18 protein-coding genes are annotated in these 24,678 nt (G+C 40.8%); 11 read left to right on the top strand and 7 right to left on the bottom strand.

Going from position 1 to position 24,678, the window contains the following annotated elements; genetic code table 11:
* Window positions 1–262: 262 nt before the first annotated feature.
* From GNIT_RS08950 to rmf, 7 genes are all read left to right on the top strand, one after another.
* Entirely contained in the window at window positions 263–5,101 is a 4,839-nt protein-coding gene (locus GNIT_RS08950; RefSeq protein WP_014108864.1) for an NAD-glutamate dehydrogenase, read from the top strand.
* Between the two features lie 59 nt (window positions 5,102–5,160).
* Window positions 5,161–6,165: a quinone-dependent dihydroorotate dehydrogenase gene (gene pyrD / locus GNIT_RS08945; protein ID WP_041246367.1), complete on the top strand. Its 1,005-nt coding sequence runs from the start codon at window positions 5,161–5,163 to the stop codon at window positions 6,163–6,165.
* Window positions 6,158–8,383 carry a bifunctional 23S rRNA (guanine(2069)-N(7))-methyltransferase RlmK/23S rRNA (guanine(2445)-N(2))-methyltransferase RlmL gene (gene rlmKL, locus GNIT_RS08940; RefSeq protein WP_014108862.1) on the top strand — a complete coding sequence of 742 codons (2,226 nt, stop codon included), beginning with the start codon at window positions 6,158–6,160 and terminating at the stop codon, window positions 8,381–8,383. Before pyrD ends, rlmKL begins: the two co-directional genes overlap by 8 nt.
* A complete protein-coding gene (locus tag GNIT_RS08935; protein WP_014108861.1) occupies window positions 8,380–8,676 on the top strand; it encodes a glutaredoxin family protein in 297 nt (98 codons plus the stop codon). The genes rlmKL and GNIT_RS08935 overlap by 4 nt, the downstream gene beginning before the upstream one ends.
* A complete protein-coding gene (gene uup, locus GNIT_RS08930; protein ID WP_041246366.1) occupies window positions 8,673–10,601 on the top strand; it encodes an ATP-binding cassette ATPase Uup in 1,929 nt (642 codons plus the stop codon). The genes GNIT_RS08935 and uup overlap by 4 nt, the downstream gene beginning before the upstream one ends.
* Before the next feature lie 14 nt (window positions 10,602–10,615).
* On the top strand, window positions 10,616–12,316 hold the full coding sequence (locus tag GNIT_RS08925; RefSeq protein ID WP_014108859.1) for a DUF3466 family protein: 1,701 nt from the start codon (window positions 10,616–10,618) through the stop codon (window positions 12,314–12,316).
* A 285-nt stretch (window positions 12,317–12,601) separates the two neighbouring features.
* Window positions 12,602–12,778: a ribosome modulation factor gene (rmf, locus tag GNIT_RS17890; RefSeq protein WP_083822435.1), complete on the top strand. Its 177-nt coding sequence runs from the start codon at window positions 12,602–12,604 to the stop codon at window positions 12,776–12,778.
* 81 nt (window positions 12,779–12,859) lie between these two features.
* On the opposite strand, the gene fabA is transcribed toward rmf, so the two are convergent.
* Entirely contained in the window at window positions 12,860–13,378 is a 519-nt protein-coding gene (gene fabA / locus GNIT_RS08920) for a bifunctional 3-hydroxydecanoyl-ACP dehydratase/trans-2-decenoyl-ACP isomerase (protein ID WP_041246365.1), read from the bottom strand.
* Between the two features lie 145 nt (window positions 13,379–13,523).
* On the opposite strand from fabA, the gene GNIT_RS08915 reads away from it, so the two are divergent.
* Window positions 13,524–13,838 (top strand): hypothetical protein, encoded by a 315-nt coding sequence (locus GNIT_RS08915; protein WP_014108857.1) that lies wholly within the window; start codon window positions 13,524–13,526, stop codon window positions 13,836–13,838.
* Between the two features lie 20 nt (window positions 13,839–13,858).
* Here the strand turns inward: GNIT_RS08915 and GNIT_RS08910 are convergent, their stop codons facing one another.
* Window positions 13,859–15,352 carry a cryptochrome/deoxyribodipyrimidine photo-lyase family protein gene (locus tag GNIT_RS08910; protein WP_041246364.1) on the bottom strand — a complete coding sequence of 498 codons (1,494 nt, stop codon included), beginning with the start codon at window positions 15,350–15,352 and terminating at the stop codon, window positions 13,859–13,861.
* On the bottom strand, window positions 15,340–16,644 hold the full coding sequence (locus GNIT_RS08905) for a DASH family cryptochrome (RefSeq protein ID WP_014108855.1): 1,305 nt from the start codon (window positions 16,642–16,644) through the stop codon (window positions 15,340–15,342). Before GNIT_RS08905 ends, GNIT_RS08910 begins: the two co-directional genes overlap by 13 nt.
* A gap of 158 nt (window positions 16,645–16,802) precedes the next feature.
* On the opposite strand from GNIT_RS08905, the gene GNIT_RS08900 reads away from it, so the two are divergent.
* Genes GNIT_RS08900 through GNIT_RS17885 form a run of 3 tightly spaced genes read left to right on the top strand, consistent with a single transcriptional unit; the run spans window position 16,803 to window position 19,898 of the window.
* Entirely contained in the window at window positions 16,803–18,248 is a 1,446-nt protein-coding gene (locus GNIT_RS08900) for a cryptochrome/photolyase family protein (protein WP_014108854.1), read from the top strand.
* Window positions 18,245–19,783, top strand: a complete 1,539-nt coding sequence (locus GNIT_RS08895) for a cryptochrome/photolyase family protein (RefSeq protein WP_014108853.1) — start codon at window positions 18,245–18,247, stop codon at window positions 19,781–19,783. The genes GNIT_RS08900 and GNIT_RS08895 overlap by 4 nt, the downstream gene beginning before the upstream one ends.
* The gene (locus GNIT_RS17885) at window positions 19,770–19,898 is read left to right on the top strand and encodes a DUF2256 domain-containing protein (protein ID WP_083822434.1); all 129 of its coding nucleotides are present in this window, start codon (window positions 19,770–19,772) and stop codon (window positions 19,896–19,898) included. The genes GNIT_RS08895 and GNIT_RS17885 overlap by 14 nt, the downstream gene beginning before the upstream one ends.
* 28 nt (window positions 19,899–19,926) lie before the next feature.
* Here the strand turns inward: GNIT_RS17885 and GNIT_RS08890 are convergent, their stop codons facing one another.
* The 4 genes from GNIT_RS08890 to GNIT_RS08875 all read right to left on the bottom strand — a co-directional run bounded on the left by GNIT_RS08890 (window position 19,927) and on the right by GNIT_RS08875 (window position 23,258).
* A complete protein-coding gene (locus GNIT_RS08890) occupies window positions 19,927–20,670 on the bottom strand; it encodes a DUF3307 domain-containing protein (RefSeq protein WP_014108852.1) in 744 nt (247 codons plus the stop codon).
* The gene (locus tag GNIT_RS08885; protein ID WP_014108851.1) at window positions 20,667–21,317 is read right to left on the bottom strand and encodes a helix-turn-helix domain-containing protein; all 651 of its coding nucleotides are present in this window, start codon (window positions 21,315–21,317) and stop codon (window positions 20,667–20,669) included. The genes GNIT_RS08890 and GNIT_RS08885 overlap by 4 nt, the downstream gene beginning before the upstream one ends.
* 301 nt (window positions 21,318–21,618) lie before the next feature.
* Entirely contained in the window at window positions 21,619–22,491 is an 873-nt protein-coding gene (locus tag GNIT_RS08880) for an NAD(P)-dependent oxidoreductase (protein WP_014108850.1), read from the bottom strand.
* Between the two features lie 38 nt (window positions 22,492–22,529).
* A complete protein-coding gene (locus tag GNIT_RS08875) occupies window positions 22,530–23,258 on the bottom strand; it encodes a hypothetical protein (RefSeq protein ID WP_014108849.1) in 729 nt (242 codons plus the stop codon).
* Between the last annotated feature and the right edge of the window lie 1,420 nt (window positions 23,259–24,678).

Below are 24,678 nucleotides of genomic sequence, written 5' to 3'. Positions count from 1 at the left end.
AGAAGTATTTTTGAGTAATTATTTGAAAAAAGGCCGTAAGGCCTTTTTTTATGCATAAAACGAACATGCTTATGCACTTTGTAAATTAAAGGTTAAATAGTGCTTTCAAATCGTTAATATTTTAGCGAAAATACCGATAAAGAAAGAGATAGAGAAGGTTAACTGGTTTTGATAACTCAATATTTTTGCTGCTAAAAAAGTAAAAAAAGTCGTCGGCCAAGTTTACATCACACACACAACATACAACCTAACGAGAACGTAAATGTCGGTAACAAACCATCAACATTCTGTTTTACTTGAACGTGTATTTTCCCTCATCAATGAAAAAGTAGATAACGGCGATGCTCCGTTAATCCAACAATTTGGTCGCCTGCTATATAAAAATATGTCGTTTGAGGACATTAATGGGCGCAGTGACAGCGATCTCTATGGCGCTACACTTAGTTTATGGCAGCTCATGCAGACCTTTCATGTTGGTACTCCATGCATTAAGGTCTTTAATCCTGAAATTGCAAAACACGGCTGGCAGTCTTCACATACCATTATCGAAATTATCGTAAAAGATATGCCGTTTTTGGTGGATTCTGTGCGCATGGCGATTAATCGATTTGGCATCGCTGCTCACCTTTTATTGCATTCTCCAATGCATGTTACTCGCAATCAAGATAACAAAGTAACAGGCTTCGTAGACAGTAAATCAAAGTCTACTAAATATTCGTCAGAGACAGTGTTTCTAATTGAGATTGATCGTCAAGCAAAAAGATCAGACATCGAAAAACTGCGCGCCGAATTATTATCAGTCGTAGATGAGGTTTCACTTTCCGTTTCTGATTGGCAGCCAATGAGAGAGAAGTTGGCGACTATTACCAAAAGCTTTGAAGGTTCGAAGTCGGTAGCATCCTCAGCAATTAAAGCGCAAGGAAAAACGTTTTTAAATTGGTTAAACGATCATAACTTTACGTTAATGGGCTATCGGTATTATCAGGTTAAGGCGATACAGGGTGACCATCGTTGGATCCCTGAAAATGATTCAAGCCTTGGTTTGATGAAAAACTCTATAAATGATCGTCAACGCGTTTTGTCTAATTTACCGACAACTGCAAGAGACGCAGCATTAAGTGACAACCCGTTAATTTTAACTAAAGCCAATAGCCGCTCTCGCGTGCATCGTCCCGCCTATATGGATTATGTCGGTATTAAAGAATTTGACGAGAAAGGCAACGTCACGGGCGAACACCGCTTCTTAGGTCTATATTCAGCCGCATTCTATAATAGTAGCGCAACTGATTTACCTATGTTGCGTGAAAAAATCGACAGAATGTGTGAAATATCTGGTTTCGACAAAGGTACGCATGCTTATAAAGCCTTTGTAAATATTGTTGAAACCTATCCGCGCGATGAGCTTTTACAAACTTCGGATGAAGAACTAGCGCAAATTGTAAAGGGTATTTTTCAGATGCAGGAACGAGGTATTTCTCGTTTATTCGTAAGAAAAGACGCATTTGGTCGCTACTATTCTTGTTTGGTCTACGTGCCAAGAGAGCGGTACAACACTCAATTGAGAAAAGAAACTCAAGAGTTACTGAAGCGCTCGTTTAAGTCGGATGAAGAAGTCGAATTTAATACGTACTTTTCAGAATCTGTGTATGCAAGAACGCACTACATAGCGCGCGTAAAGAACAACAATATGGAGTTTGATGTGAAAGAAATTGAAGATAATTTGATTGAGTTAACCAAGTCATGGCAAGACAAGTTAGCTGCAAAAATCACATCTGCATATGGTGAAGCTAAAGGAAAGGCAATTCAGAAAAAGTATGTAAATGCGTTTAGTCGAAGCTACGCAGAGCAAAGTTTGCCGAGCGCAGCGATGGTGGACATTGAGCGTATTGAACTGTTATCTGATGAAAACGAACTCGACATGCTGTTTTACCGTCCTCAGGAAGAAAGTGCCGACAGTGAAATTGTTAAATTAAAACTATATCACCGTCATGTGCCAATTCATTTGAGTGATGTGCTTCCAATGTTGGAAAACTTTGGCTTGAGAGTCATTGATGAAAGCCCATTTCGTGTTACTAATGACGAAGGTGAAGTTAGTTGGATCATGGATTTCACGATGTTACACAAGAATGGCCAAAGCTTCCAAATGGAGAAAGCGCAAGAGCTATTCCAAGACGGATTCAGTAAAACTTGGAACAAGACCCTAGAAGACGATGGTTTCAACCGTCTAATTCTCAGTGCTGGTATCACTGGGCGCAATGTGACGATTTTGCGTGCATATGCGAAATACATGCGCCAAATAGGCACGTCATTCAGTATTGACTACATGGCAAACACCCTTGCAAACTATCCGGATATTGCAACTGATGTTGTTAGCCTCTTCAGATTATTATTTTGTCCAACGATTAAGCGGATGCCGAAAAAGATAGAAAATCTGAAGGCCGAAATTTTAGCGAAACTTGATAAAGTGTCGAATCTGGATGATGACCGTATAATTCGTCGCTATCTGGAACTTCTGAACGCAACGCTGCGCACCAACTTTTATCAAAACGACAGTGAAGGAAATGAAAAATCTTATATTTCATTTAAGTTACTGCCGAGTGAAATTAGTGACATGCCACTACCTATGCCTAAATTTGAAATCTTCGTATATTCACCAAGAGTTGAAGGTGTGCATTTACGCGGTGGAAAAGTTGCTAGGGGCGGATTACGTTGGTCTGACAGACAAGAAGATTTTAGAACTGAGATATTAGGTTTGGTTAAAGCACAGCAAGTTAAAAATACCGTCATTGTTCCTGTTGGCGCAAAAGGCGGTTTTGTTTGTAAAGCGATGCCAGCTGATGCCGATCGCGCTGCAATTCAAGAAGAAGGCAAAGCGTGCTATAAAATATTTATCCGCAGTTTACTCGATATTACCGACAACATAGTTGAAGGAAATATCGTACCGCCAAAAGATGTGATTAGATTAGACGAAGATGACCCATATCTAGTTGTAGCGGCCGACAAGGGAACCGCAACGTTTTCAGACATTGCCAATGGCATCTCGGACGAGTTTCATTTCTGGTTGGGTGATGCGTTTGCATCAGGCGGAAGCGTCGGCTACGACCACAAGAAAATGGGGATTACAGCCCGTGGCGCTTGGGAGTCTGTTAAGCGCCATTTCCGCGAAATTGGCACCAACTGCCAAACAACGCCTTTTACCGTCGTCGGGGTAGGTGATATGGCAGGTGACGTTTTCGGTAACGGCATGTTGCTGTCCGAACAAACCAGAGTTGTATTTGCGTTTAACCATCTGCATATTTTCTTTGACCCGGCACCGGACGAAAAAGCCAGTTATAAAGAGCGTCAGCGTTTGTTCGAAGACCCATCTCTAAGCTGGGACGACTACGATAGAAAACTTATATCGAAGGGCGGTGGTATTTTTAAGCGCTCTGAAAAAGCAATCCCACTGTCACCTGAGATGAAAAAGTGGTTGGGAACACGTCAAGCGACGATGACTCCAAATGAATTAATACATAATGCCTTAAAAATGCCGGTTGATTTGATTTGGAATGGTGGCATCGGAACCTACGTTAAGAGTTCCAAAGAATCACATGCTGAAGTTGGCGATAGAGCCAATGATACGACTCGCGTAAACGGCAAAGATGTGAAAGCAAAAATTATAGGCGAGGGTGGTAACTTAGGGCTAACCCAACTAGGGCGTATTGAGCTTGCCGCGAATGGTGTCCTAGTCAATACCGACTTTATTGATAACGTGGGTGGTGTGGATTGCTCGGATAATGAAGTAAACATTAAAATTTTACTGAATACTCTAGTCAATGCGGGTGACTTAACGCTTAAACAGCGCAATGCTTTGTTATATGAAATGACAGATGACGTTTCAGATATTGTTATTCAAGATTGTTATCGCCAAACTCAGTCAATTTCTATCACTAATCTAGGTGGTGTTAAGCAATTGAAGGAGCAACTGCGCTTCATTCATGGCCTAGAGCGTGAGGGTTTCCTTAACCGAGAGCTTGAGTTCATTCCATCTGATGATGAAATCTCAGATAGAGTGGTTACAGGCCAAGGTCTTACCAGACCTGAACTAGCGGTACTTATTGCCTACGGTAAAATGGTGATGAAAGATAAGTTTAATATCCCAAAAATCACCGATAATCCTTATTACAACAGATTTTTAGTAAACGCATTTCCTCCGGTATTAAGAGAAAAGTATCAAGCACAAATGCAGGACCATCCTCTAAGAGGTGAAATTATTGCTACGAAATTAACCAATGAAATGGTTAATGACATGGGGTTGAATTTCGTTTATCGCTTGCAGGAAGAAACAGGGGCACTTGTTGAGCAAGTTGCAGCGGCATACACTGTAGTGAAAGGCGTTTTTGAGATGTCGACACTGTGGGAAAGTGTTGAAGACCTTGATAACAAAATCGACGCCCAACTGCAGCTCAAAATATTAGACAGTATGCGTCGTATATTGCGCAGAACGTGTCGTTGGTATATTCGCCACGGTGGTAAAACAAACAATATAGAAAAAGCAATTAGTCGATACAAACCGGCTTTCAAATGCATTTCTGAAAATCTTGGTTCATTGCTAGTCGCCTCCGAGTTTGAGCAGGTTCAGAATGAGACGAAACGCTTGATTGAAGCCAAAGTGCCAAAAGATATAGCTAATCGAATCGCAAGCTTGAGCAATATGTTCTCAAGTATGGACTTAGCTCAGATAGCTGAAATTGAAAAACGTCCTGTTGAAGTTGTTGCGCGGCTTTATTATCAGTTGGGTTCAAAATTTGAGCTGCACTGGTTCTTAGAGCAAATTAACCAACAATCAGTTTCAAACCATTGGCAGGCCTTGGCGAGAGCTTCTTATAGAGAAGAACTTGATTGGCAGCAGCGTTCTTTAACCTCTGTTTTGCTTAATATTGAACCAGAAGAGAAAGACGCTGATAAAATCTTAAGTGATTGGTGTAAAGCGAATAAAGAAGCATTAGAGCGCTGGTATCACATGATGACAGAGTTCAAAACAGCCGATAATCATGAGTTTGCTAAATTTTCTGTCGCATTAAGAGAATTGATGCTGTTAAGCGTGAAGGCAAACCATTAGAATATAGGTGTTTGCAAATAGCCCTGCTTTGCGGGGCTTTTTTTTAGTCTGGGGAAACTGTGTACTCTTTTGTTCAAAAATTCTTATTAAGTCGTGATCCAGAATGGAGCCATGATGTCTCAATTAGCTTTCTTAAGCGATCACAACGAAATTTCATGTCAAAGTTTTACGCACAGGACTTGCAAAACAAGCCAGTAGAATGTTTAGGAATGACATTTAAAAACCCAATCGGTCTAGCGGCAGGTTTAGACAAAAATGGTGAGTGTATAGACGCATTTGCAGCGATGGGTTTTGGTTTCATCGAGGTAGGTACCGTTACACCAAAACCTCAGGCGGGTAACGACAAGCCTCGTTTGTTTAGGCTTGCTGAACATCGTGCAATCATTAATCGTATGGGCTTCAATAATAAAGGGGTCGATTATTTAATTGAACAAGTTAAAAGTGCAAATTACAAAGGCATCTTAGGCATTAACATTGGCAAAAATAAAACCACGCCTGACGAAAGTGCGCTTGATGATTATTTAATTTGTCTCGATAAAGTGTATGCCGTTGCTTCTTACATTACGGTTAATATTTCCTCACCAAATACCCCTGGATTACGCAACCTACAATATGGTGAAGCACTCGATAGTTTATTAACTGGCTTAAAGAAAAGACAATTGTCACTTGAAATTGAGCACAAAAAATATGTGCCAATACTCATCAAGATTGCACCAGATTTAAGTGAAGACGAAGTTAAGTCAATCGCGGCATCGTTAATTCACTCAAAAATGGATGGTGTGATTGCTACAAATACAACGCTAGATCGTGAGCCGGTGAAAGGGCATGAGCATGCTCAGGAAGCAGGCGGACTAAGCGGTGAAGTGCTTACAGAGAAAAGTCTTCTTTTAACCAAAATACTCGCGAAAGCACTAGATGGCAAAATGCCTATCATCGGTGTAGGGGGCATTAGCAGCCCGCAAGATGTAAAACAACGAATTGAGGCCGGTGCTAGTTTAGTGCAGGTTTATTCATCTTTTATTTATCAAGGTCCACCACTTATTAAGGAGCTTGTTAATGCATAAGCTAATTGTTACTACATCCAAAGGTCTCGATGAACTACTCAAAACAGAAATCGAGCAAATTCTAAGCACTCTGAATATTGTTGAAAGCACGAGTGACACTAAAAATAGCACTAGCGCAGAAGATGACGCTGACGACTACGAATTACCCGCGCTCAAGTTGCAACCAGGTCAGGTTTCGTTTGAAGGAACGTTAAAAGACGCATATCAGTTATGTCTTCATTCGAGACTTGCTAATAGAGTGCTGTTGGTAGTGGCTGAGGGCACAGTGAACAGCGCGGAAGAGTTATATGATGTTGCGAAGGAAGCTGATTGGCCATCACAGTTTGATTCTTATGTTCCTTTCATGATCCAATTCAACGGCACTAACAACGCAATCAATAATAGTCAGTTTGGTGCGTTGAAGGTAAAAGATGCCATAGTTGATCAGTTTCAGGAAGCTGGGTTTGAGCGACCGTCTGTCGACAAGTTGAAGCCAGGAATTGTGATCCAAGCAAGATTAAGACGAGACAGCCTTCATCTTTGTATCGATCTTTCAGGTGGCAGTTTGCATAAACGTGGTTACCGTACTGACGCAGGCGAAGCACCATTGAAAGAGCATGTTGCGGCAGGCATATTAATGCGCAGCGGTTGGGCGCAAGATGCAAACAGTGTGTTACTCGACCCGATGTGTGGCTCCGGTACAATACCTATTGAAGCTGCAATGATGGCAGCCAATATACCGCCAAATTTAGATAAAGAGACATGGGGTTTTGAGCACTGGAATCAGCACGAAAAAAATACATTCAGTGAAGTAGTAGCGCAAGCAAGTAAGCGAGTAAAAACGCCTAACGCAGCAATTTATGCCTATGACTTAAGTACAAAAATCGTTGAACTAGCAGAGCAAAATGCTATGAGGGCAGGTGTTGCTGATTTTATCACGTTTAAACAATGTGATGTCTTGGACGCTGTGATTACAGAGGCCCATAATAATACAGCTTCTAATAATGCGGAAGACGAGGCAAGTGAACCTGCCGTTAAAGGATATATTGTTTCTAATCCACCCTACGGTGAACGACTGGGTGAATATACCTCATTATTACCTTTGTTTGATAAGTTAGGGCATCATCTGAAAAAACATTTTGCCAATTGGCATGTCTCGTTATTAAGTTCTAACCAAGATCTTCTTAAAGCTTTAAAGCTCAGATATACAAAAAGCTACAAACTCATGAATGGTAAACTTGAGTGCGTACTCATGAATTATCAAATTAGCGGTCAAAATTTAGAAATATTCGAAAGTCAGACCGATGAAAACCATGAGTTTGCAAATCGATTGCGCAAAAATTTAAAGCGATTAAAGCCTTGGATAAAGCGCAGTGACACCAACGCTTATCGTGTTTATGACGCCGACTTGCCACACTATAACCTAGCAATTGACATATATAACGATTGGGTTGTTGTGCAGGAATACGCTGCTCCTAAAGACGTACCTGAAGAAAAAGCAAAGCAACGTTTGCAAGAGGCCCTGATTCATATTCCAAAAGTATTAGGCATTCCGGCGAGCAAGATGGCAGTTAAAGTGAGACGCCAAAACAAAGGCAAAGAGCAATATGAAAAAGTGGCCCAGAAAGGCCAGCGCGTCATTGTGCATGAACATGAAGCTCAGTTTTATATCAACCCAACAGATTACTTAGATGTTGGTTTGTTTTTGGACCACCGAGATACAAGGTTACTGTTTAAGCAACAATGCGTGAACAAAGATGTCCTCAACTTGTTTGCATACACGGGAAGCGTTTCGGTGCATGCAGCTAAGGCAAAAGCGAAAAGTGTCACCACGGTAGATATGTCAAATACGTATATAGAGTGGGCAAAAGACAACTTTTCGTTGAACAAACTGAATGGCTCATACCAGTTTATTCAAGCCGACTGTTTGAAATGGTTAACCAGAGAACATGGTCAATATGACCTCATGTTTATTGACCCTCCATCTTTTTCGAACTCTAAAAGAATGGATGACACTTGGGACGTACAGCGCGATCACGTTAGCTTATTGAGTGACGCGAGGGCTTGTTTGAAACCAGGCGGGAAAATATTTTTCAGCAATAATTTGCGTCAATTTAAACTTGACCAGAACGCTGTTGAAGCCTTGGGTTTTAAGGTTGAAGATATCACGCAAAAAACAATCCCAGAAGACTTCAAACGTAATCAGAAAATTCACAAGTGTTGGATATTAAGTTTGTGAAAATAGTGCTATACACAGGCCCTCATTGTTCGTTGTGTGATTTAGCTGTCGATATTGTTGAGCAGTTTAATGCGCTTTATACAAACACAAATACAATCAATGAACCTGCTTTTCAACCTAGTCCAACAGACATTATCAGTGAGCGAGTCGAACTTGAAAAAGTAAACATTAGGGATTCTGCCGATCTATATCATCTATACGGCGCGAGGATCCCTGTTTTAAAAAGAGAGAAATCAGATTCGGAACTAGGTTGGCCCTTTACACTTGACGATTTAATCGAGTTTTTAAAATGAATTTAATGCAATTAAAAAACGCATCCATCTTATTTGGCCAACCGCCTTTGATAGATGGTGCTTCCTTGAATATACAAAGCGGAGAGCGCGTCTGTGTAGTTGGACGCAATGGCAGTGGCAAATCGACGCTTCTCAAAGTTATTGCTGGTGAGACCAAATTGGACGAGGGACAGATGATTCTGCCCACCGGAACTGTTGTTTCAAGGTTACCTCAGGATCCGCCACAAGACATTAGTGGTGATATGTTTGACTATGTCGCTGAAGGATTAGAAGACGTCGCGCAAATCCTTAAGGACTACCATCACATAACCAATATTATTGGTGCAGATCCAAGTGAAAAGAACTTAAATCGCATGCAAGAACTGCAGGAGCAACTGGATTCAAGAAATGCTTGGCAGTTTGAAACGCGTATTAGCAATGTGCTTACACAGCTCCAATTAAAGCCAGACCAGATTCTGTCAGAATTATCGGGCGGTTGGCGCAGAAAAGCAGCTTTGGCGAGAGCCTTAGTGAGTGAGCCCGATTTACTATTGTTGGACGAACCAACTAACCACCTCGATATCGACATGGTTCAATGGTTAGAAAAAGCGCTTCTTAACTACAACGGAGCCATCATATTTATCAGTCACGACAGGGCATTTATTCGTAAATTAGCCACGCGAATTGTCGATATTGATCGCGGACAAGTAGTGAGCTACCCCGGTGATTACGAAACTTATCTTGCGCAGAAAGCGCACGATATGGAGGTTGAGCAAAGCACTAACCGCGAGTTTGATAAAAAATTGGCGAAAGAAGAAGTTTGGATTAGACAAGGCGTAAAAGCTAGACGTACTAGAAATGAAGGCCGAGTTAGAGCATTAAAGGCTCTTCGAGATGAATACAGTTCGCGCAGAAACGTGACGGGCAGTGCGATAATAAATCGAAACGCAGGCGGTAAGTCAGGTAAACGTGTATTTGAAACAGAAGGTTTATACTTCAACATCGAAGATAAGCTACTTGTCGAAAATCTTGATTTGTTAATTACGCGCGGTGAAAAAATCGCCTTAATTGGCGGTAACGGCTGCGGCAAGAGTACTCTGATCAAACTGCTTTTGGGAGAGCTTGAGGCAAGCCAAGGTGAAATTTTCAGAGGAACCAATTTAGAAGTTGCGTACTTTGATCAGCATCGCTCAACACTTGAACTCGATAAGTCAGTTATTGATGTTATCGCTGATGGCAAAAGAGAGGTCACTTTCAACGGCGGCACGCGCCATGTTATTGGTTATTTGCAAGACTACTTATTCTCTCCAGACCGCATAAATGCACCAGTATCGACACTTTCAGGAGGGGAAAAAAACAGGTTAATATTAGCCAAGCTGATGTTGAAGCCGAGCAATTTATTAGTGCTCGATGAACCAACTAATGATCTCGATGTCGAAACCCTCGAATTGTTAGAGTCCTTGCTAGTTGACTATGATGGCACGGTTTTATTGGTCAGTCACGATAGGGAATTTGTGGATAATGTGGTGACTTCTAGCTTAGTGTTTGAAGGCAACGGAATTATTAAACAATTCGTTGGTGGCTACACTGATATGCGGAACTGGTATGATGAAAAGGAGCTTCTTGCGAAAAAAATGAACGAAGACCTTGAAAAGCGAGCTAAAACTCAAATTGCACAAGAAAAGCCGGTTGCTTCTACTTCTACTAGAAGCAACAAAAAGCTATCATACAAAGTCATAAAAGAACTTGAAGATTTACCTAAAAACATTGAAAAAATGGAAGAAGAACTAGAGGGCTTGCAAGTGCAGGTTAATGCCGCTGACTTTTTTCAAAAAGACGCCGATGCCACGCAACCGGTGTTAGACAAATTGACAAACATTGAACAATTATTATCAGTCGCTTATAAGCGCTGGGATGAATTGGAAAGCTTACAAAATAACGAGTAGTAACAGGATAATTAATGAAATTTAACCGATTAGCGTCAGCAGTGATACTTTATACCGCATCTCTGCCAATTTTAGCCGCTTCATATACAGTCACTGAACTGGCGACAGACACGCTAGGCCCAATTCAATATGGTGTTTCTATAGACAATACTGGCCTTATATTAACGGCTGTTGAGAATATTTATAACGCGCCAGTGGATTTGAATACAATCGACTTTGAAAACGCGACCATTATTGCGAATTTGACCGATATTGAATCTGCAAAAAACGGTGTTTTTAATCTCGCTGACTATACCTACTTAATCAATATAGCAAGATCCGGTTCAAGCACCTTCAGTTACTTTACACAGCAACTTGGAAGATTACAGGGATACAAAACGGATGGCTCAGTTAATAGCGCTGACTTTATCAATGCTTTTGATACAGAAAGTGCAGAGCTAAACGGTTTCTCGCATTCTATGAATACCACACCAAGAGATTCAGCTGGCGGCACACATATTGTCGGCAATAGTGTGGGCCCATTCAGAACCATAGATTATGTCACCGACAGTGGAACCGAAAGCAAGTACATATTGAGTGACTTTGACCGTCGTGCTTTTGTGCAAGTCGGACAAAATGTCGTGCCACTATTACCGATCGATACGACATTGGGCGGAATAAGCCAAGTTAACAGCATTAACGGTAATTATTTAGCAGCAGGCAGTGGTTCAGTTGCTCCTAGCGCAACAACAACTACAGCAATTGAAAATTGTGGCGTTGATGAAACTCGCGGTGATCAGCCTATTGAGGCTTGTTACAGGAATATTCTAATATTTGGGCAGGGTACTTCAACCGCTTCAAGGCGCACGGGCGTTTGGTCACAACGTGCAACGTTATGGTCTTTGGATGTTGAGGGTAACGTTGTTGATACAACGACGTTTGATACCCTAGTGACAGATGAAGAAGAGCTCGCTGCGCAGGGTTCAAGTCAGGCATTAGATGTAAATAATAATGGTGTTGCAGTTGGCGTGTCGAGTGTCAAAGTAGATGTCAGAGAACAAACAGTGTTAACAACTGCAGCTTCTTTGTTTCTGCAAAGCGGTGAAGTAGTGCGTATCCTAGAAGATGACGATCTGTTGCCGAACAGTGCTATTGCAATAAATAATTCTGGCTATGTCGTCGGGTTGAGAAGTCAAAGTATTAACCGAGTTTCTCGAAATAAAATGTTTATCTACAACATGAATGACGACACGGTAAAATTCCCTGATGATTTCTTTACTAGTTCAAGCACCATACCGCGTGCCTTGAATAATAATAACCTAGTCGTTGGATCTGCAGACATTGAAGCAACAAATACCAGCATCAGAAAAACAGCGGCATTTTTGTATGATATTGAAGCGGATACTTTTACCAACCTGAATACGCTGATTAGCTGCAGCAGTCCATTTGATTTGATCGAAGCAACTGACATCAATGATAATAACGAAATCGTTGTATCAGCATTAACTAAGAGGCCATCTAAGAATGCGCGTGGAGAGCTCTTACTGGATGAGAGTGGCGAAAGTATACTCGTGGACACCGTTGTAACGTTGAAACTAAATCCGACCGGGCAGGCGCCGGCTGCATGTACAGATGAAGAGTTAGGTGTGATTGAGCGGCAGGGAGGAAGTACGGGTGTCATTTTGTTTACCGTTCTTGCTTTTACAACTTATTTCAGAAGATGGTTAATGAAGTAGTTTCGCTACTAAGAGTTGACTCTACAAGCCCCGTCTATCGGGGCTTTTTTTGTTTTAATAACTAAGCGGTCTATAAAAATGATTGCATAGATCAAACTAAACCAACGAAACATTTCAATACTTTTCAGTGTCTTATTCACGTACCTTGCACGTGTCAAAATTTAATCGTTGAACTATTTGCATCTAAACGATATCTATATGTATGTGGCAAAGGAAAGAAACTGACAACTAATTTTTTGATTTCACTTCCTTCTGTTGCATATTTTAACCAAGAGAGGTTTATCGATGAAAAGACAAAAAAGAGACAAGTTAACACGTGCCCATTCAAAAGGTTATCAAGCTGGAATCTCAGGTCGATCAAAGGAAATATGTCCCTTCCAAGCAACCGTAGCGCGCTCGGAATGGTTAGGGGGTTGGAGAGAAGCTCTAACCGACAGGCAAGCCGGTTTAGTTGGACGCTAATTATTCACTAATATAAAATCAAAAAGCCCAATATTAATATTGGGCTTTTTGCGTTACACCATCTAACTTTTCTTCTTTTAATTAGAATGCGCTGGTATCTTGAAAGAGGCCAACTTTCAAATCTTTCGCAACGTAAATGACTTTACCATCTACTGCTACAGTGCCATCTGCCAAACCCATAAATAAGCGACGTTTAACTACGCGTTTAAGGTTTATCTCATACGTCACTTTTTTAGCAGTAGGCAAGATTTGGCCTGTAAATTTAACTTCTCCAACACCTAGAGCACGACCCTTACCGGGACCTCCAGACCATCCAAGGAAAAATCCGACAAGCTGCCACATTGCATCTAATCCTAAGCAACCAGGCATTACTGGATCACCAGGGAAGTGGCAAGCAAAAAACCAAAGGTCAGGTGTAATGTCCAACTCCGCGATGATGTGGCCTTTACCATATTCTCCGCCATCCTCTGTAATTTTCACAATCCTATCCATCATCAGCATGTTTGGAGCAGGAAGCTGACTGTTGCCAGGTCCAAACATTTCGCCTGAACTGCATTTTAAGAGATCATCTCTGTTGAATTCTGATTTTGTATTTGTCATATCACACACTAGTTTTCCATAAGAGGGTGTAATTTAGCGAACACTTGTACGCTAAACAACTCTGAACAGTTAATTTTGCTAAAAAAAGTCAGTTTTTTACAGTACACTGGCTAATCTGAATGTTTTTAAACCAAATAATGAGCAAATGAAGAATCCAAAGAAATCTGCAAACGCAGAAAAGCAAAGACGGTTTCGTGAAAAACAAAAGTCCTTAGGCAAAAAATTGATTAGGGGCTATGTCACGCCGGCAGCAATGGAAAACTACAAAGAAATCGTAGAGAAAACAGGTTGGACCGATAGTGATGTCTTATCAAATTCGTTACGCATAACGTTTGCAGCCTATAAAAACGGTCAGATAAGACTCTTGAATCAGTGGCTAAAAGAACAAGACCAAAAAAAGCGTAAGTTATTATTAAAACAGGCTGCTCAAGATAAAAGTAGCGATAGCGAAGAAAAGTAGGTCATAAAATAAGCGAGTGCTTAGATTGTGTGTATCTTTAATATTCGTGACGCCTCTTTTTTTACCGCAGGCTTGTCTCGATAAGCCCACATTCTATCTCTTGCCGCTTTTGCCTCTTTCTCCACATCAATGATTGGAGAGTAGTAATCTCTTTCGCAATTGAAATCGTACATTGCTTCCTCCATCGGCGTTATTACCCAAGGTTGATGTATGAGTGGATTCGGTAATGGTTCAAGTTGTGGCAACCATTTTTTGATAAACAGACCTTCTTGGTCCTTGTCGATAGATTGCTTTACGGGATTATAAATGCGCAGCGTATTAATGCCTGTAACGCCAGCCTGCATTTGAAATTGAGGATAATGTATTCCGGGTTCAAAATCTAAAAATTGGGCACCCAGAAAACTAGCGCCTTTGCGCCAATCGATGTTGAGATGGTGGCATAAAAAGCTAACTACCATTGCTCTCATTCTGAAATTAATATATCCCGTCTTAACGACGGCACGCATGCAAGCATCGACAATAGGCACACCCGTGCATCCCGTTTTCCAAGCATGCAACCTGAGCTCCTCTTCTTTACCTTCACAATAGGGGAAATCAAGATAGGCTTTGTTAATAGGTCGAAACTCCATAGCCGACTCAGTTTCAAACTTCTGAATAAAGTGACAATGCCAGTGTAATCGTGACTGGAAAGCGGTGATAGATCTTGCCCATCCCTTGCGCTCAGTTTGTGTCAAACTAAATTGATAAACCTGTTTTAAAGAAATGTTTCCCCAAGCCAAGTAAGGAGATAGCCGACTGCAAGTTTGTCGAGACATGCTGGGGTCACCAATATTGCCGAAGTAAGCTTTGCCTCTTTCTTTAAAGAAGTGCTTCAACGTATACCAAGCGCGCTTTTCGCCGCCTAGCTGCATATTATCGTCAGCTGTGAGCCAAAGTTTAGGGACGGTGAAAATGTATTGAGAGTCTAAGCTGTCGCTGATAGTTGAAATACACTGTATATCTTCAAGTTCGGGCTGACTCGCAGAACGTAATATTCTTTCATTCCAGAGCTGTGGCCAATTTTTTCGAGTATTCAATGGTCGGTAAACGGCGCCTTGTGCAAGTTCTGTCCAGTCTACTTTATTGTTTGTGCACCAATTAGAAACGGATTTATCTCTTGAGTAAGTATGCGTTAAGCCCACTTCTTGGTGACTGACGATCTGCTTTATCTGATATTTTTCATGTAACTGTGAGAAAACATCTAGCGCAGCTCCATAAAGTATTGAAATAGACGAATTATACTCAGCTAGTTGCTCATTCAGATCTTTAATTGACTGCACGATGAAACGCCAATGGCGAATATCCATATGCGGGTCGTTTAGCATGATAGGCTCGACGATATAGATGAGCGCTAGTGGTCTATTCTGCTCACAGGCAGTTTTCAGCGCTTCGTTATCGCGTAAACGCAGATCTCTCTTAAACCACATGACGGTTATACCTATACCGTCATGCTCAATGGATTTTAGTTGGCCCATTTATTTATGAATTCATGGTTAGGGTCGTATATCTCCGTTTGTTTTACCAAATTGAACTGACGGTGGCCTCTAGGATCTGCGCCAACACCGCCTAAGTATTGCCAATTTCCCCAATTGCTAGCGACATCAAAGTCTATGAGCTGGTACTCAAAGTATTTGGCACCATATCGCCAATCCAGGCCGAGTTCATGCGCAAAGCAGCTAGCTACCAGTTGCCTTCCTCTATTCGATATAAATCCTGTTTTTGATAGCTGGCGCATGCAGGCATCAACAATCGGGAAGCCGGTTTCGCCTTGCTGCCACTGCTGAAACTTATTTGGGTCAAAGTTCCGCGAGCGAACTATGCCTTGCACACCTGATGCAGAGAAGAGGCGCTCAGCATAAACAAAGTGGTGCCAATGAAAGAATTCTCGCCACAGTAGCTCAAAGAAAAGCCAGTACGTTGAATCGTTTTTAACTCGCGCTGATTCATAATTTTTTAATTCTGCGAATACCTGCCTTGCGCTTACGCAACCAATAGATAACCAAGCGGAGAGCTTGCTTGAAAAATCCCATCCATCAAGTCCGTTTCTTGTTTCCTTATACTTGCTGATGTGATCAGTATTCCACAAGTAATACTCAAGTTGCTTATGGGCGCTTAACTCTCCGCCAGCCAACTTTGGATAATGGTTGTTTGCAACAGCTAGCGTTGACGAACACATTGATTTTTCCAAAGTAAGGTCTGACATTCTAGGTAGTGAATGTAGCTTTTCTGCGACTGATTTTACCTCACAATATTTCTCAAGCTTCTTTCGAAAAGGTGAAAATGTGCCAGGCATATTTTCTACCGAGAAGGGAAATTGGGAAATATCGTATAGGGTTGATGAATTTTCCTGAATAAATTGCACGTTTGGAGCAGATTCTTTCAGCGTATCTTGTAATGCTTGCCACTGCAGGCGCTCATTGAATCCACAGTGCCATTCGGCCGATACGTGTGTGGCGTTAAGTTCGTCAACTAAGTCCAACAATTGCTGAAGCGAACTGGATCCGTTTACTGGAAGAATAATTAAACGTTGATTCAAGCCGTTTAATGCGTCCTGTAGTTGTATCAATGATTGATTGATGAAGTTTATTCTGTGTTTTCCGATAGCTTCATCTTTGTTATCAATAGCAACACTATTTGGACTAGTTTGACCTTGATATAGATAAACACACACCAATTCGTCTACCTGAGAGGCGATTGAAGCAAGACTGGCGTTGTCTTGAATGCGTAAGTCTTTCCTGAACCAATGTATACCTACTTTTTTGCTCATCACTCTTTTCTTTTATTTTAAGACTATAAGGTAGCTACTTTGTATCGTGTATTTTCGATCTATTTAACTGTGAATCCTGTAATAATAGCTCTAAAGTGGTCAACTGCTATACTAGTTAACCAAGCAAATTATGCAGCACTAATAATGGAAATAAAGCTTTGAGTTTGAATCCAACAAAAAAAATAATCGTCTGGTTTAGGCAAGATCTGCGCATTACAGATAATCCTGCTCTAAGTCTCGCCGCTGATAATGGCAGCATCATTCCCGTCTTTATTCTTGATGATGACGCGCCTGCTGAGGCTGTATTAGGAGGTGCAAGCAAGTGGTGGCTTCATCATTCGTTGCTTTCGCTAAGCAAATCGTTGAGCAACAAGCTAATTATACGCCGTGGTAATCCGCTCAGTATCCTATCCGACATAGCTGAAGAGTTCTCGGCTGATACCGTCGTGTGGAATAGGTTATATGAACCTTGGCAACGTTCACGAGACGAGAATATCAAAACCGAGCTTAAGAAAAACAACATCAATGCTAAAAGCTTGAATGGTTCCTTACTTTGGGAGCCAATGTCGGTGCTAAAGAAAGACGAAACGCCGTATAAAGTTTTTACACCATATTATAGAAAAGGGTGCTTAACTCGCCAAGCTCCTCGATTTCCTTTGACCAAACCAGCACAAATGGACATTGCAGAAGGTGTTGAATTCTCTAATGATGCCTTACTTAGTTTAGAGCTTATTCCTAAAATCGAATGGTATAAAGAGATAGAAGCGCAGTGGGAGCCCGGGGAGGAGGGCGCTGCAAATAGGCTACAGCGATTTATCAATGATGCAGCAACTAGCTATCAAGACGCTAGGAACTTACCTGCGGTCAAAGGCACGTCTTTGTTGTCACCACATTTGCATTTTGGTGAAGTTTCTCCTAATCAGGCTTGGTATGCAATTCAGGGCGCATTTGAAAATGCTTTTGATAATAAAGATCTCGATGTTTACCTCAGCGAGTTAGGTTGGCGCGAATTTAGCTATTATTTGCTTTTTCACTGGCCAGAAATTCAACATAAAAACTTCAATGCAAAATTTGACCATTTCTCATGGCGTTCGAGTGTGGATGACCTGAAAGCATGGCAGTTTGGTAACACTGGCGTACCCATCATAGATGCAGGAATGCGTGAGTTGTATCAAACAGGCTATATGCACAACAGAATAAGAATGGTTGTTGGATCATTTTTAGTAAAAAACCTACTGATTGACTGGCGAGAAGGAGAGCGTTGGTTTTGGGATACATTGCTCGATGCTGATATGGCGAGCAATTCTTCGGGCTGGCAATGGGTAGCTGGTTCTGGAGCGGATGCGGCTCCTTATTTTAGAGTTTTCAATCCCATCCTTCAGGGAGAAAAATTTGATAAAGAGGGGGAATACGTTAAGCAATACTGCCCTGAACTTAAAAAACTACCTAAAAAGTTTATTCATAAACCTTGGGAAGCTCCTGCAGAAATCTTGAAAGCCTGCGGTATCGAGTTAGGCAAAGATTATCCGAAACCCATTGTTGATTTGAAAGAGTCTAGGAAAAGAGCACTTGATGCATTCGCCCAACTAAAGGCAATATCATGAGCAATTTAGTCATTGTTTTAGGTGATCAACTCAATTTAAAAATGAGCTCATTACACAACTTCGACAAGGGCAGTGATACGGTGCTCATGTCAGAAGTTAAAGAAGAAGCGACCTACGTTAAGCACCACAAACAAAAGATAGCGTTTGTTTTTAGCGCAATGCGCCACTTCTCAGAAGTGTTAGAAAAAGAGGGGCATAACACGCTTTACGTTAAGTACGACGCGAAGGATAATCAAGGCTCATTATTTGAGCAAATAAAGCACACATGCAAGAACAATTCATACAGTTCGATCACCATTGCCCATCCAGGCGAATATCGGCTTTTGGAAGAAGTTAAAACATGGGAAAGTAAGCTAAACATACCGGTAAATATAACGTCGGACAATCGGTTTATCGCCTCTCAGCAGTTTTTCTCTGATTGGGCTGAAGGTCGCAAGCAATACAGAATGGAGTTTTTTTACAGGGAGCTGCGAAAGAAAACGGGTGTTTTAATGGAAGACAAGCAGCCGCGCGGTGGTAAATGGAATTATGATGCAGACAACCGTAAACCGTTTGGTAAGAATCCCGACATCCCAGAGCGGACGCAGTTCTCCCCCGATGAGATAACCGAGGACGTTCTAAATTTAGTCGAGTCTCAGTTTTCCGATCACTTTGGTGACATCCATAATTTTAGTTTCGCGGTAACAAGGGAGGGTGCGCTTTCCGTTTTATCCGATTTTGTTGAACAACGATTAACTGATTTTGGACAATATCAAGACGCAATGCTTGAGGGCGATCCTTGGCTATTTCATTCTCACATAGGTCTATATTTGAATGTCGGCCTTTTGATGCCAGAGGAGGTAATACAGGCGGCAGAAGAAGCATATCTGAATGGCGATGTTCCCATTAATTCTGCTGAAGGGTTTATCAGGCAGATTCTTGGATGGCGTGAATATGTTCGCGGTTTCTACTGGTACTTTATGCCGGGATTAAAGGAAAAAAACTATCTTGAAGCGTCAAGGTCGTTGCCTGAGCTTTACTGGAGTGGCAAAACAAAAATGAACTGTATGTCACAGTGCGTGCAAGATACTAAAAAATATGCGTATGCACACCACATTCAACGTCTAATGGTGCTAGGGAATTTTGCTCTGTTGACTGGAATTGAGCCAAAGGCGCTCAACGAATGGTATTTATTAGTTTATGCAGATGCTTATGAATGGGTTGAGATGCCAAACGTAAGCAGTATGGTCCTTTTTGCCGATGGCGGTCAGTTGGCAAGCAAACCCTACGCTGCGAGTGGTTCCTATATTAATAAGATGTCTAATTACTGCCGAAACTGTGAATATAGTGTGAAGGAAAAAACAGGACCACAAGCTTGTCCTTTCAACTACTTATATTGGCATTTTTTATATCGTCACCAAGAAAACTTCAGCAGCAATCCAAGAATGGCCATGATTTACAAAACAATGTCTAAAATGGACCAAACAAAGTTCAATCATATGCTTGAAGACGCAGATACATTCCTTATAAAACTGGAAAATAATGAAGAAGTCTGAGTTACCAAGTAAAGTTTGCCCAGTTTGTCATCGGCCATTTAATTGGCGTAAAAAGTGGGAGAAAAACTGGGAAGAAGTGAAGTATTGCTCGAAACGCTGCTCATCCAAAAGGTAAGAATACTGGATGAGCAGTACTAGTGAGATTACAAAACAGTTAGTAAATAATCCGCTAATTTCCCGACAGCAATCCCAAAACTAAAACTGAACAGGGTTCCCAGCATAATGTATTCGGTCAGTTTTCTATCGCTTTGACGGCGCATATCTCCAAACCTAAAAACGCTTTTTGCCGCCAACAAAAATCCCACACCAGCAAATTGCCCAAGTAAAATAAAAGTGGCGATTAATCCACGCTCAAAATAGCCAATGAATTCACCGGCAGAGGCTAAGCCTTCATTTGCTTTTTCAGACTCATCAAATTGTTCAGTATATTTTCTTAATGAAAGTGTGATAATCAATGAAACGGGCTTACATAAGAATAGGTAAAAGCCGATCAACATCAGTGTTTTACTGTCGAAAAAAGTATGCAACTCAGAGAATACCGCCTGTAAACTAAGTCCACTTACCCACACAGATACCGCTACAATGAAAATAAGATGACCTATTTGATCAATCAGGAAATACTTCAACACAAAAATACGATAGGTTTTCCATATATCGATAGCATAGTGGCTCGCAATAATCACGAGCAAAGCGATAAGTGCCGTAGAGTCGAGCGATATTCCGCTCAGCGCGATCGCTATTGAAGTTAAAGCTACATGCACCAGCATGTGTTTAAACAGACCGATTGAACGATGCTTATTTTCTACTTTACACATAATCCAACTGTGCTTTTGCAAATAGAAATCTGCGATAAAATGTGCGACTAATAATAAGAAAAATAGCTTCATTTTTGGCTTCCTATGCAAATTTCTCGATAGCCTAATAGGTATGCTTTAACCAAGTCTGCGCCACTGCGTTTTAAATGTGCGGTGACATTCTGTCTAGTCATACTCATGTGGTCAGCAATACTCTGGTGCTCTGGAAAATCAAAGTCGATGTAATAATACAGTACTTCAGCTTGTTTCTCTGTTAAACCATCGAGTAAGTGATGCAAGAACAAAGTTGATATTTTCAAATCGTTTGAGTTAGTCGTACTCGCTAAATTGACGACTAAGTCACCCCTTGACGCCTTATCTAATGCTCTGCCAGACAAAATAAAAGCTTCGCCAAGAGAGCTACTGAGCTTGTGTGAAGCCTTATCAAAGGTCCCTGTTGCAAGTGATTGAGTCAACTTTACGGCAGGGCAGCTAATCGAGGATTGCAAAAAAAGTCTAATTGATAAAACGGATTTCATTGCATCATTGATATCGGGATAAAGGACTTGAAAACTATCACCTCTAAATATCTCGAATTTACATTGATACTTCGATTGATGAGACTGAAGTATTTTTTCAAGCGTGGTCATCACTGCTGAGTAGTCGGCTGCACTCAGCTTAGTCGAATGAACGATATCAGTTGTTAATACAGCATATTGCTTTGATTCTGCAGTGGTCAAAATAAAAGCTCCTGTTAAACTCAGTTGACGCTTAATATGATTCTTAATATTAAAATACATGCAAATAAATATGTTTGCAACAATAAATAGCAATCAAATATGTTTGCTTTATGCTTGAGCAATCTTTTTTGTTTACACGGGCGTGTATTGCGGGTCTGCATATTTGATAGGATCAGCTAAACAAAGAGTGCTGGAGATACGTTCCTAACTTCAATTGATTTTGACCCGCCCAGTGCTGAGCGGGGTGTGCTTTACTTCATCCAATGCTTAAGTTTTTATTTTTATATCGATTGTAAAATGACTATTTGTTCAGCAAAGTAATTAGACTTGATGTATCGAAGCGGCCGCCACCATTAGCCTGCACTTGCCCGTAGAATTGATCAACCAAGGCTGTAATAGGTAAGTTTGCGCCGTTAACTTTAGCTTCATCCAACACAATACCGAGGTCTTTTCTCATCCAATCAACTGCAAAACCAAAGTCGAATTCACCTTTGATCATCGTGTTTGAACGGTTCTCCATCTGCCAAGATTGTGCCGCACCTTTCGAAATAACATCCACAACCTGCGTTGTATTCAATCCTGCCTTGCCAGCAAAATGGAGAGCTTCTGATAGCCCCTGAACAACGCCAGCAATACAAATTTGGTTTACCATTTTGGTTAATTGACCGCTGCCGCTTGCACCCATAAGCTGATGCTTTTGTGAATAACAATTAAGCAGATTGACAATTGAATCGTATGCTCCTTGTTCACCTCCTAGCATGACCGTTAATTTGCCGTTTTGTGCGCCCGCCTGACCTCCAGAAACTGGTGCATCTAAGAACTGTATACCTAAATCGTCCGCTGCTTTAAAAAGTTCGCGAGCAAGTTCAGCAGAGGTGGTTGTATGATCGATGAGTATATCGCCTGGTGACATTCCCGCAAAAACACCATTGTTTCCATATACAACCGAACGAACATCATCATCGTTGCCAACACAAAGTAAGACAACTTTCGCGTCCATAGCGGCTAAGCGGGGTGTTTCTTTATAAGTACCATTGGCATATTCTTCCACCCAACTAACAGCTTTCGCAGATGTGCGGTTGTATACGGTTGTGTTGTGTCCAGCATTTGATAAATGTCCAGCCATTGGATAGCCCATTGCACCTAAACCGATAAACGCGATATTCATACTCATTTTAATTCCTTGTTAGTTTGCTTCACCAAGCTACGGACTTAAGGTTGCTCAGCGTTTTTAGTAAATCTCTTATCTATAAAAGATTGAATTTCCAATGCTTTGCACTGTACATTTCCACCCGTAACCATGCTCAACGCCACAATAGCCTTAGATCCTGCACCATCGCAGTAAACTATGCTAGGTTGATTGGCGTTGAGACGTTTCGTTGTATCTCGTGTGCCTATAGTATCTATAATTGGTGAGTTTTTCAGCTTATTAAACGACTCAGTTTCTTGTTTTAACATCGCTTTATAGGCGTCTTCTTGGAGTAAATCGATAGTACCGGTAGGCACACTCATTGTACCAAGAGGTTGTTGGGAGAGTGCGTTGATGCTTTTTTGAACACCCGATTCTTGCTGTTTTTTTACTACTGTTGGCGTTTGTACCTTTCTACTCGTCGAATTTTTGGTGACTTTAATAGGGGCTTTTTCTTCGCCTGTAGATACATCTATAGGTTTTGGGGATGTTTCTCGTTGATTTTCTGGCAGCGATGTAAGGCTACTTTCGTCAACGCTGACACTTTTTTCTGGGGTCTTCTTTTCGAGTAAATAGCTATTTATGATTACGTCATCGACTGTCTTTATTCTTTGCGGTATCGCAGAATTAAACACGAGTAAATAAACGATGGCAACGTGCAATAGCAGTGAAAGCAAAAGAAGCGCAGTGTTTGCATACTTGCGCTTGATTGTTTTTTTGTTGGCAACTGGTTCAAGTCCAATAACATTCAAAATGTGTTTTCAGATATCCATTCCGTTGTTCTCAGTCTGACCTTGCTAGGGCGTTTTAGTTTCAAACACATTGATATTTGTCATTCAATTAAAAAAAGACACCTGGGGTGCAAAACGAGGCGACATTCCTAATAACCTATGGTGCAAGAGTTATGCGTTACTAAAATTGAATTGAATAGGGTACTTGTAAGCATTATTTATTGCGTTATTTCTGTGCATTCTCAGGGAGATCAAGAGTCTTGAGAAACAAACTTTTGTTAGATATAAAAACAATATTTGAAAGTGTATTAATTCTGACTATTACTACTGTTTAACAAGATTAAAAGAGCCAATTCGGGAGGCTTGCTTAGTAGCGTCTGGTCAACAGTTTTTTTCAAACAACGATAGAAATCGATTATTTATATCGCGTAGTTTATTAAGTAAATTCATTAGATTGTTGTCCTTTAAAAGCAAACTAATAAAAGGTTGTCCATCCTACAAATGCTTTATTCTGTGTTATCAATATTTCTACTGCCGGTTACAAGCACGTGAACGGATATGTTGGAGCAAATAGAAAAAAGAGATTAATGATGCTACGACGATGGTAATCATCAAAAGAAGGATTAACTTGCCAGACAAGAAAATGAGCTAAATAGTTTTAATAGTTAATCTGAATCGGAAATAGTTGTTCTAAACACTAAAACACTAAAACACTAAAACACTAGAACACTGAATTATTTAATTACTACACAAAAAATAAATCCTCACACAAACAATCTAACCCAATAAATTGTTGAAACGTAAACGAGAGCAAATAAACAAGCTCAACATGCGTAAAAAATAATTTCATCAACACAGCGTTACGATAGCTAATATGTAAACGCTAATGAAGGAATAAGGACATAAAACTTTCCTTAAGCATCTGAATTAACTAAGTTTAAGAGGTTTATGATGCTATTTAACAAACTTATCCACCTATCTTGATAACTATTCACAATTACGCATAATGTATATTATGTTAAATTGCATATATGCACACATAGTTATTCACACCCTTTGTGTATGGTCAGATAAGTTGAGATTTCACGGCGCAATGAGAATTTAACCAACTCCCCTGCAATTGATGTTCGTTAGTTAAGTAGGTTGATAAGTGAGAATTATAAAAAAGGAAAATGACTAAGACATTTTGGTTTGGCGGTTGGAATGGTTTATCGAGTTAGCTTAAGCGAGTTAATTGTAGTTCTGATTCGTAGAATCGCGCTTGCCCAATAACGAAATTATTGTGTCTCAGCTTTGTTGAAAACGACCCGATGAATGCAGAACTCCTTTGCGATATACGTTTTCACTAACTTGCCTTTCGGTTTTAAAGCTGGTTTTTAAATTATGTGGCCTGTCCAACTATCAATTTTTATAAAAAGAAGAAGCTCGCTAACGCCACAAA

The sequence above is a fragment of the Glaciecola nitratireducens FR1064 genome (assembly GCF_000226565.1).
GTDB classification, from domain to species: Bacteria; Pseudomonadota; Gammaproteobacteria; order Enterobacterales; family Alteromonadaceae; genus Glaciecola; species Glaciecola nitratireducens.
Note: the sequence above shows the minus strand (reverse complement) of the source record. Positions and strands in the feature narration are given on the sequence as shown.

Excerpts from the sequence above, each read along its gene's own strand:
- GNIT_RS08950 (WP_014108864.1), top strand. The coding sequence starts at position 263 with ATGTCGGTAACAAACCATCAACATTCTGTTTTACTTGAACGTGTATTT.
- rlmKL (WP_014108862.1), top strand. The coding sequence starts at position 6,158 with ATGCATAAGCTAATTGTTACTACATCCAAAGGTCTCGATGAACTACTC.
- uup (WP_041246366.1), top strand. The coding sequence starts at position 8,673 with ATGAATTTAATGCAATTAAAAAACGCATCCATCTTATTTGGCCAACCG.
- GNIT_RS08925 (WP_014108859.1), top strand. The coding sequence starts at position 10,616 with ATGAAATTTAACCGATTAGCGTCAGCAGTGATACTTTATACCGCATCT.
- rmf (WP_083822435.1), top strand. The coding sequence starts at position 12,602 with ATGAAAAGACAAAAAAGAGACAAGTTAACACGTGCCCATTCAAAAGGT.
- fabA (WP_041246365.1), bottom strand. The coding sequence starts at position 13,378 with ATGACAAATACAAAATCAGAATTCAACAGAGATGATCTCTTAAAATGC.
- GNIT_RS08915 (WP_014108857.1), top strand. The coding sequence starts at position 13,524 with ATGAAGAATCCAAAGAAATCTGCAAACGCAGAAAAGCAAAGACGGTTT.
- GNIT_RS08910 (WP_041246364.1), bottom strand. The coding sequence starts at position 15,352 with ATGGGCCAACTAAAATCCATTGAGCATGACGGTATAGGTATAACCGTC.
- GNIT_RS08905 (WP_014108855.1), bottom strand. The coding sequence starts at position 16,644 with ATGAGCAAAAAAGTAGGTATACATTGGTTCAGGAAAGACTTACGCATT.
- GNIT_RS08895 (WP_014108853.1), top strand. The coding sequence starts at position 18,245 with ATGAGCAATTTAGTCATTGTTTTAGGTGATCAACTCAATTTAAAAATG.
- GNIT_RS17885 (WP_083822434.1), top strand. The coding sequence starts at position 19,770 with ATGAAGAAGTCTGAGTTACCAAGTAAAGTTTGCCCAGTTTGTCATCGG.
- GNIT_RS08890 (WP_014108852.1), bottom strand. The coding sequence starts at position 20,670 with ATGAAGCTATTTTTCTTATTATTAGTCGCACATTTTATCGCAGATTTC.
- GNIT_RS08880 (WP_014108850.1), bottom strand. The coding sequence starts at position 22,491 with ATGAGTATGAATATCGCGTTTATCGGTTTAGGTGCAATGGGCTATCCA.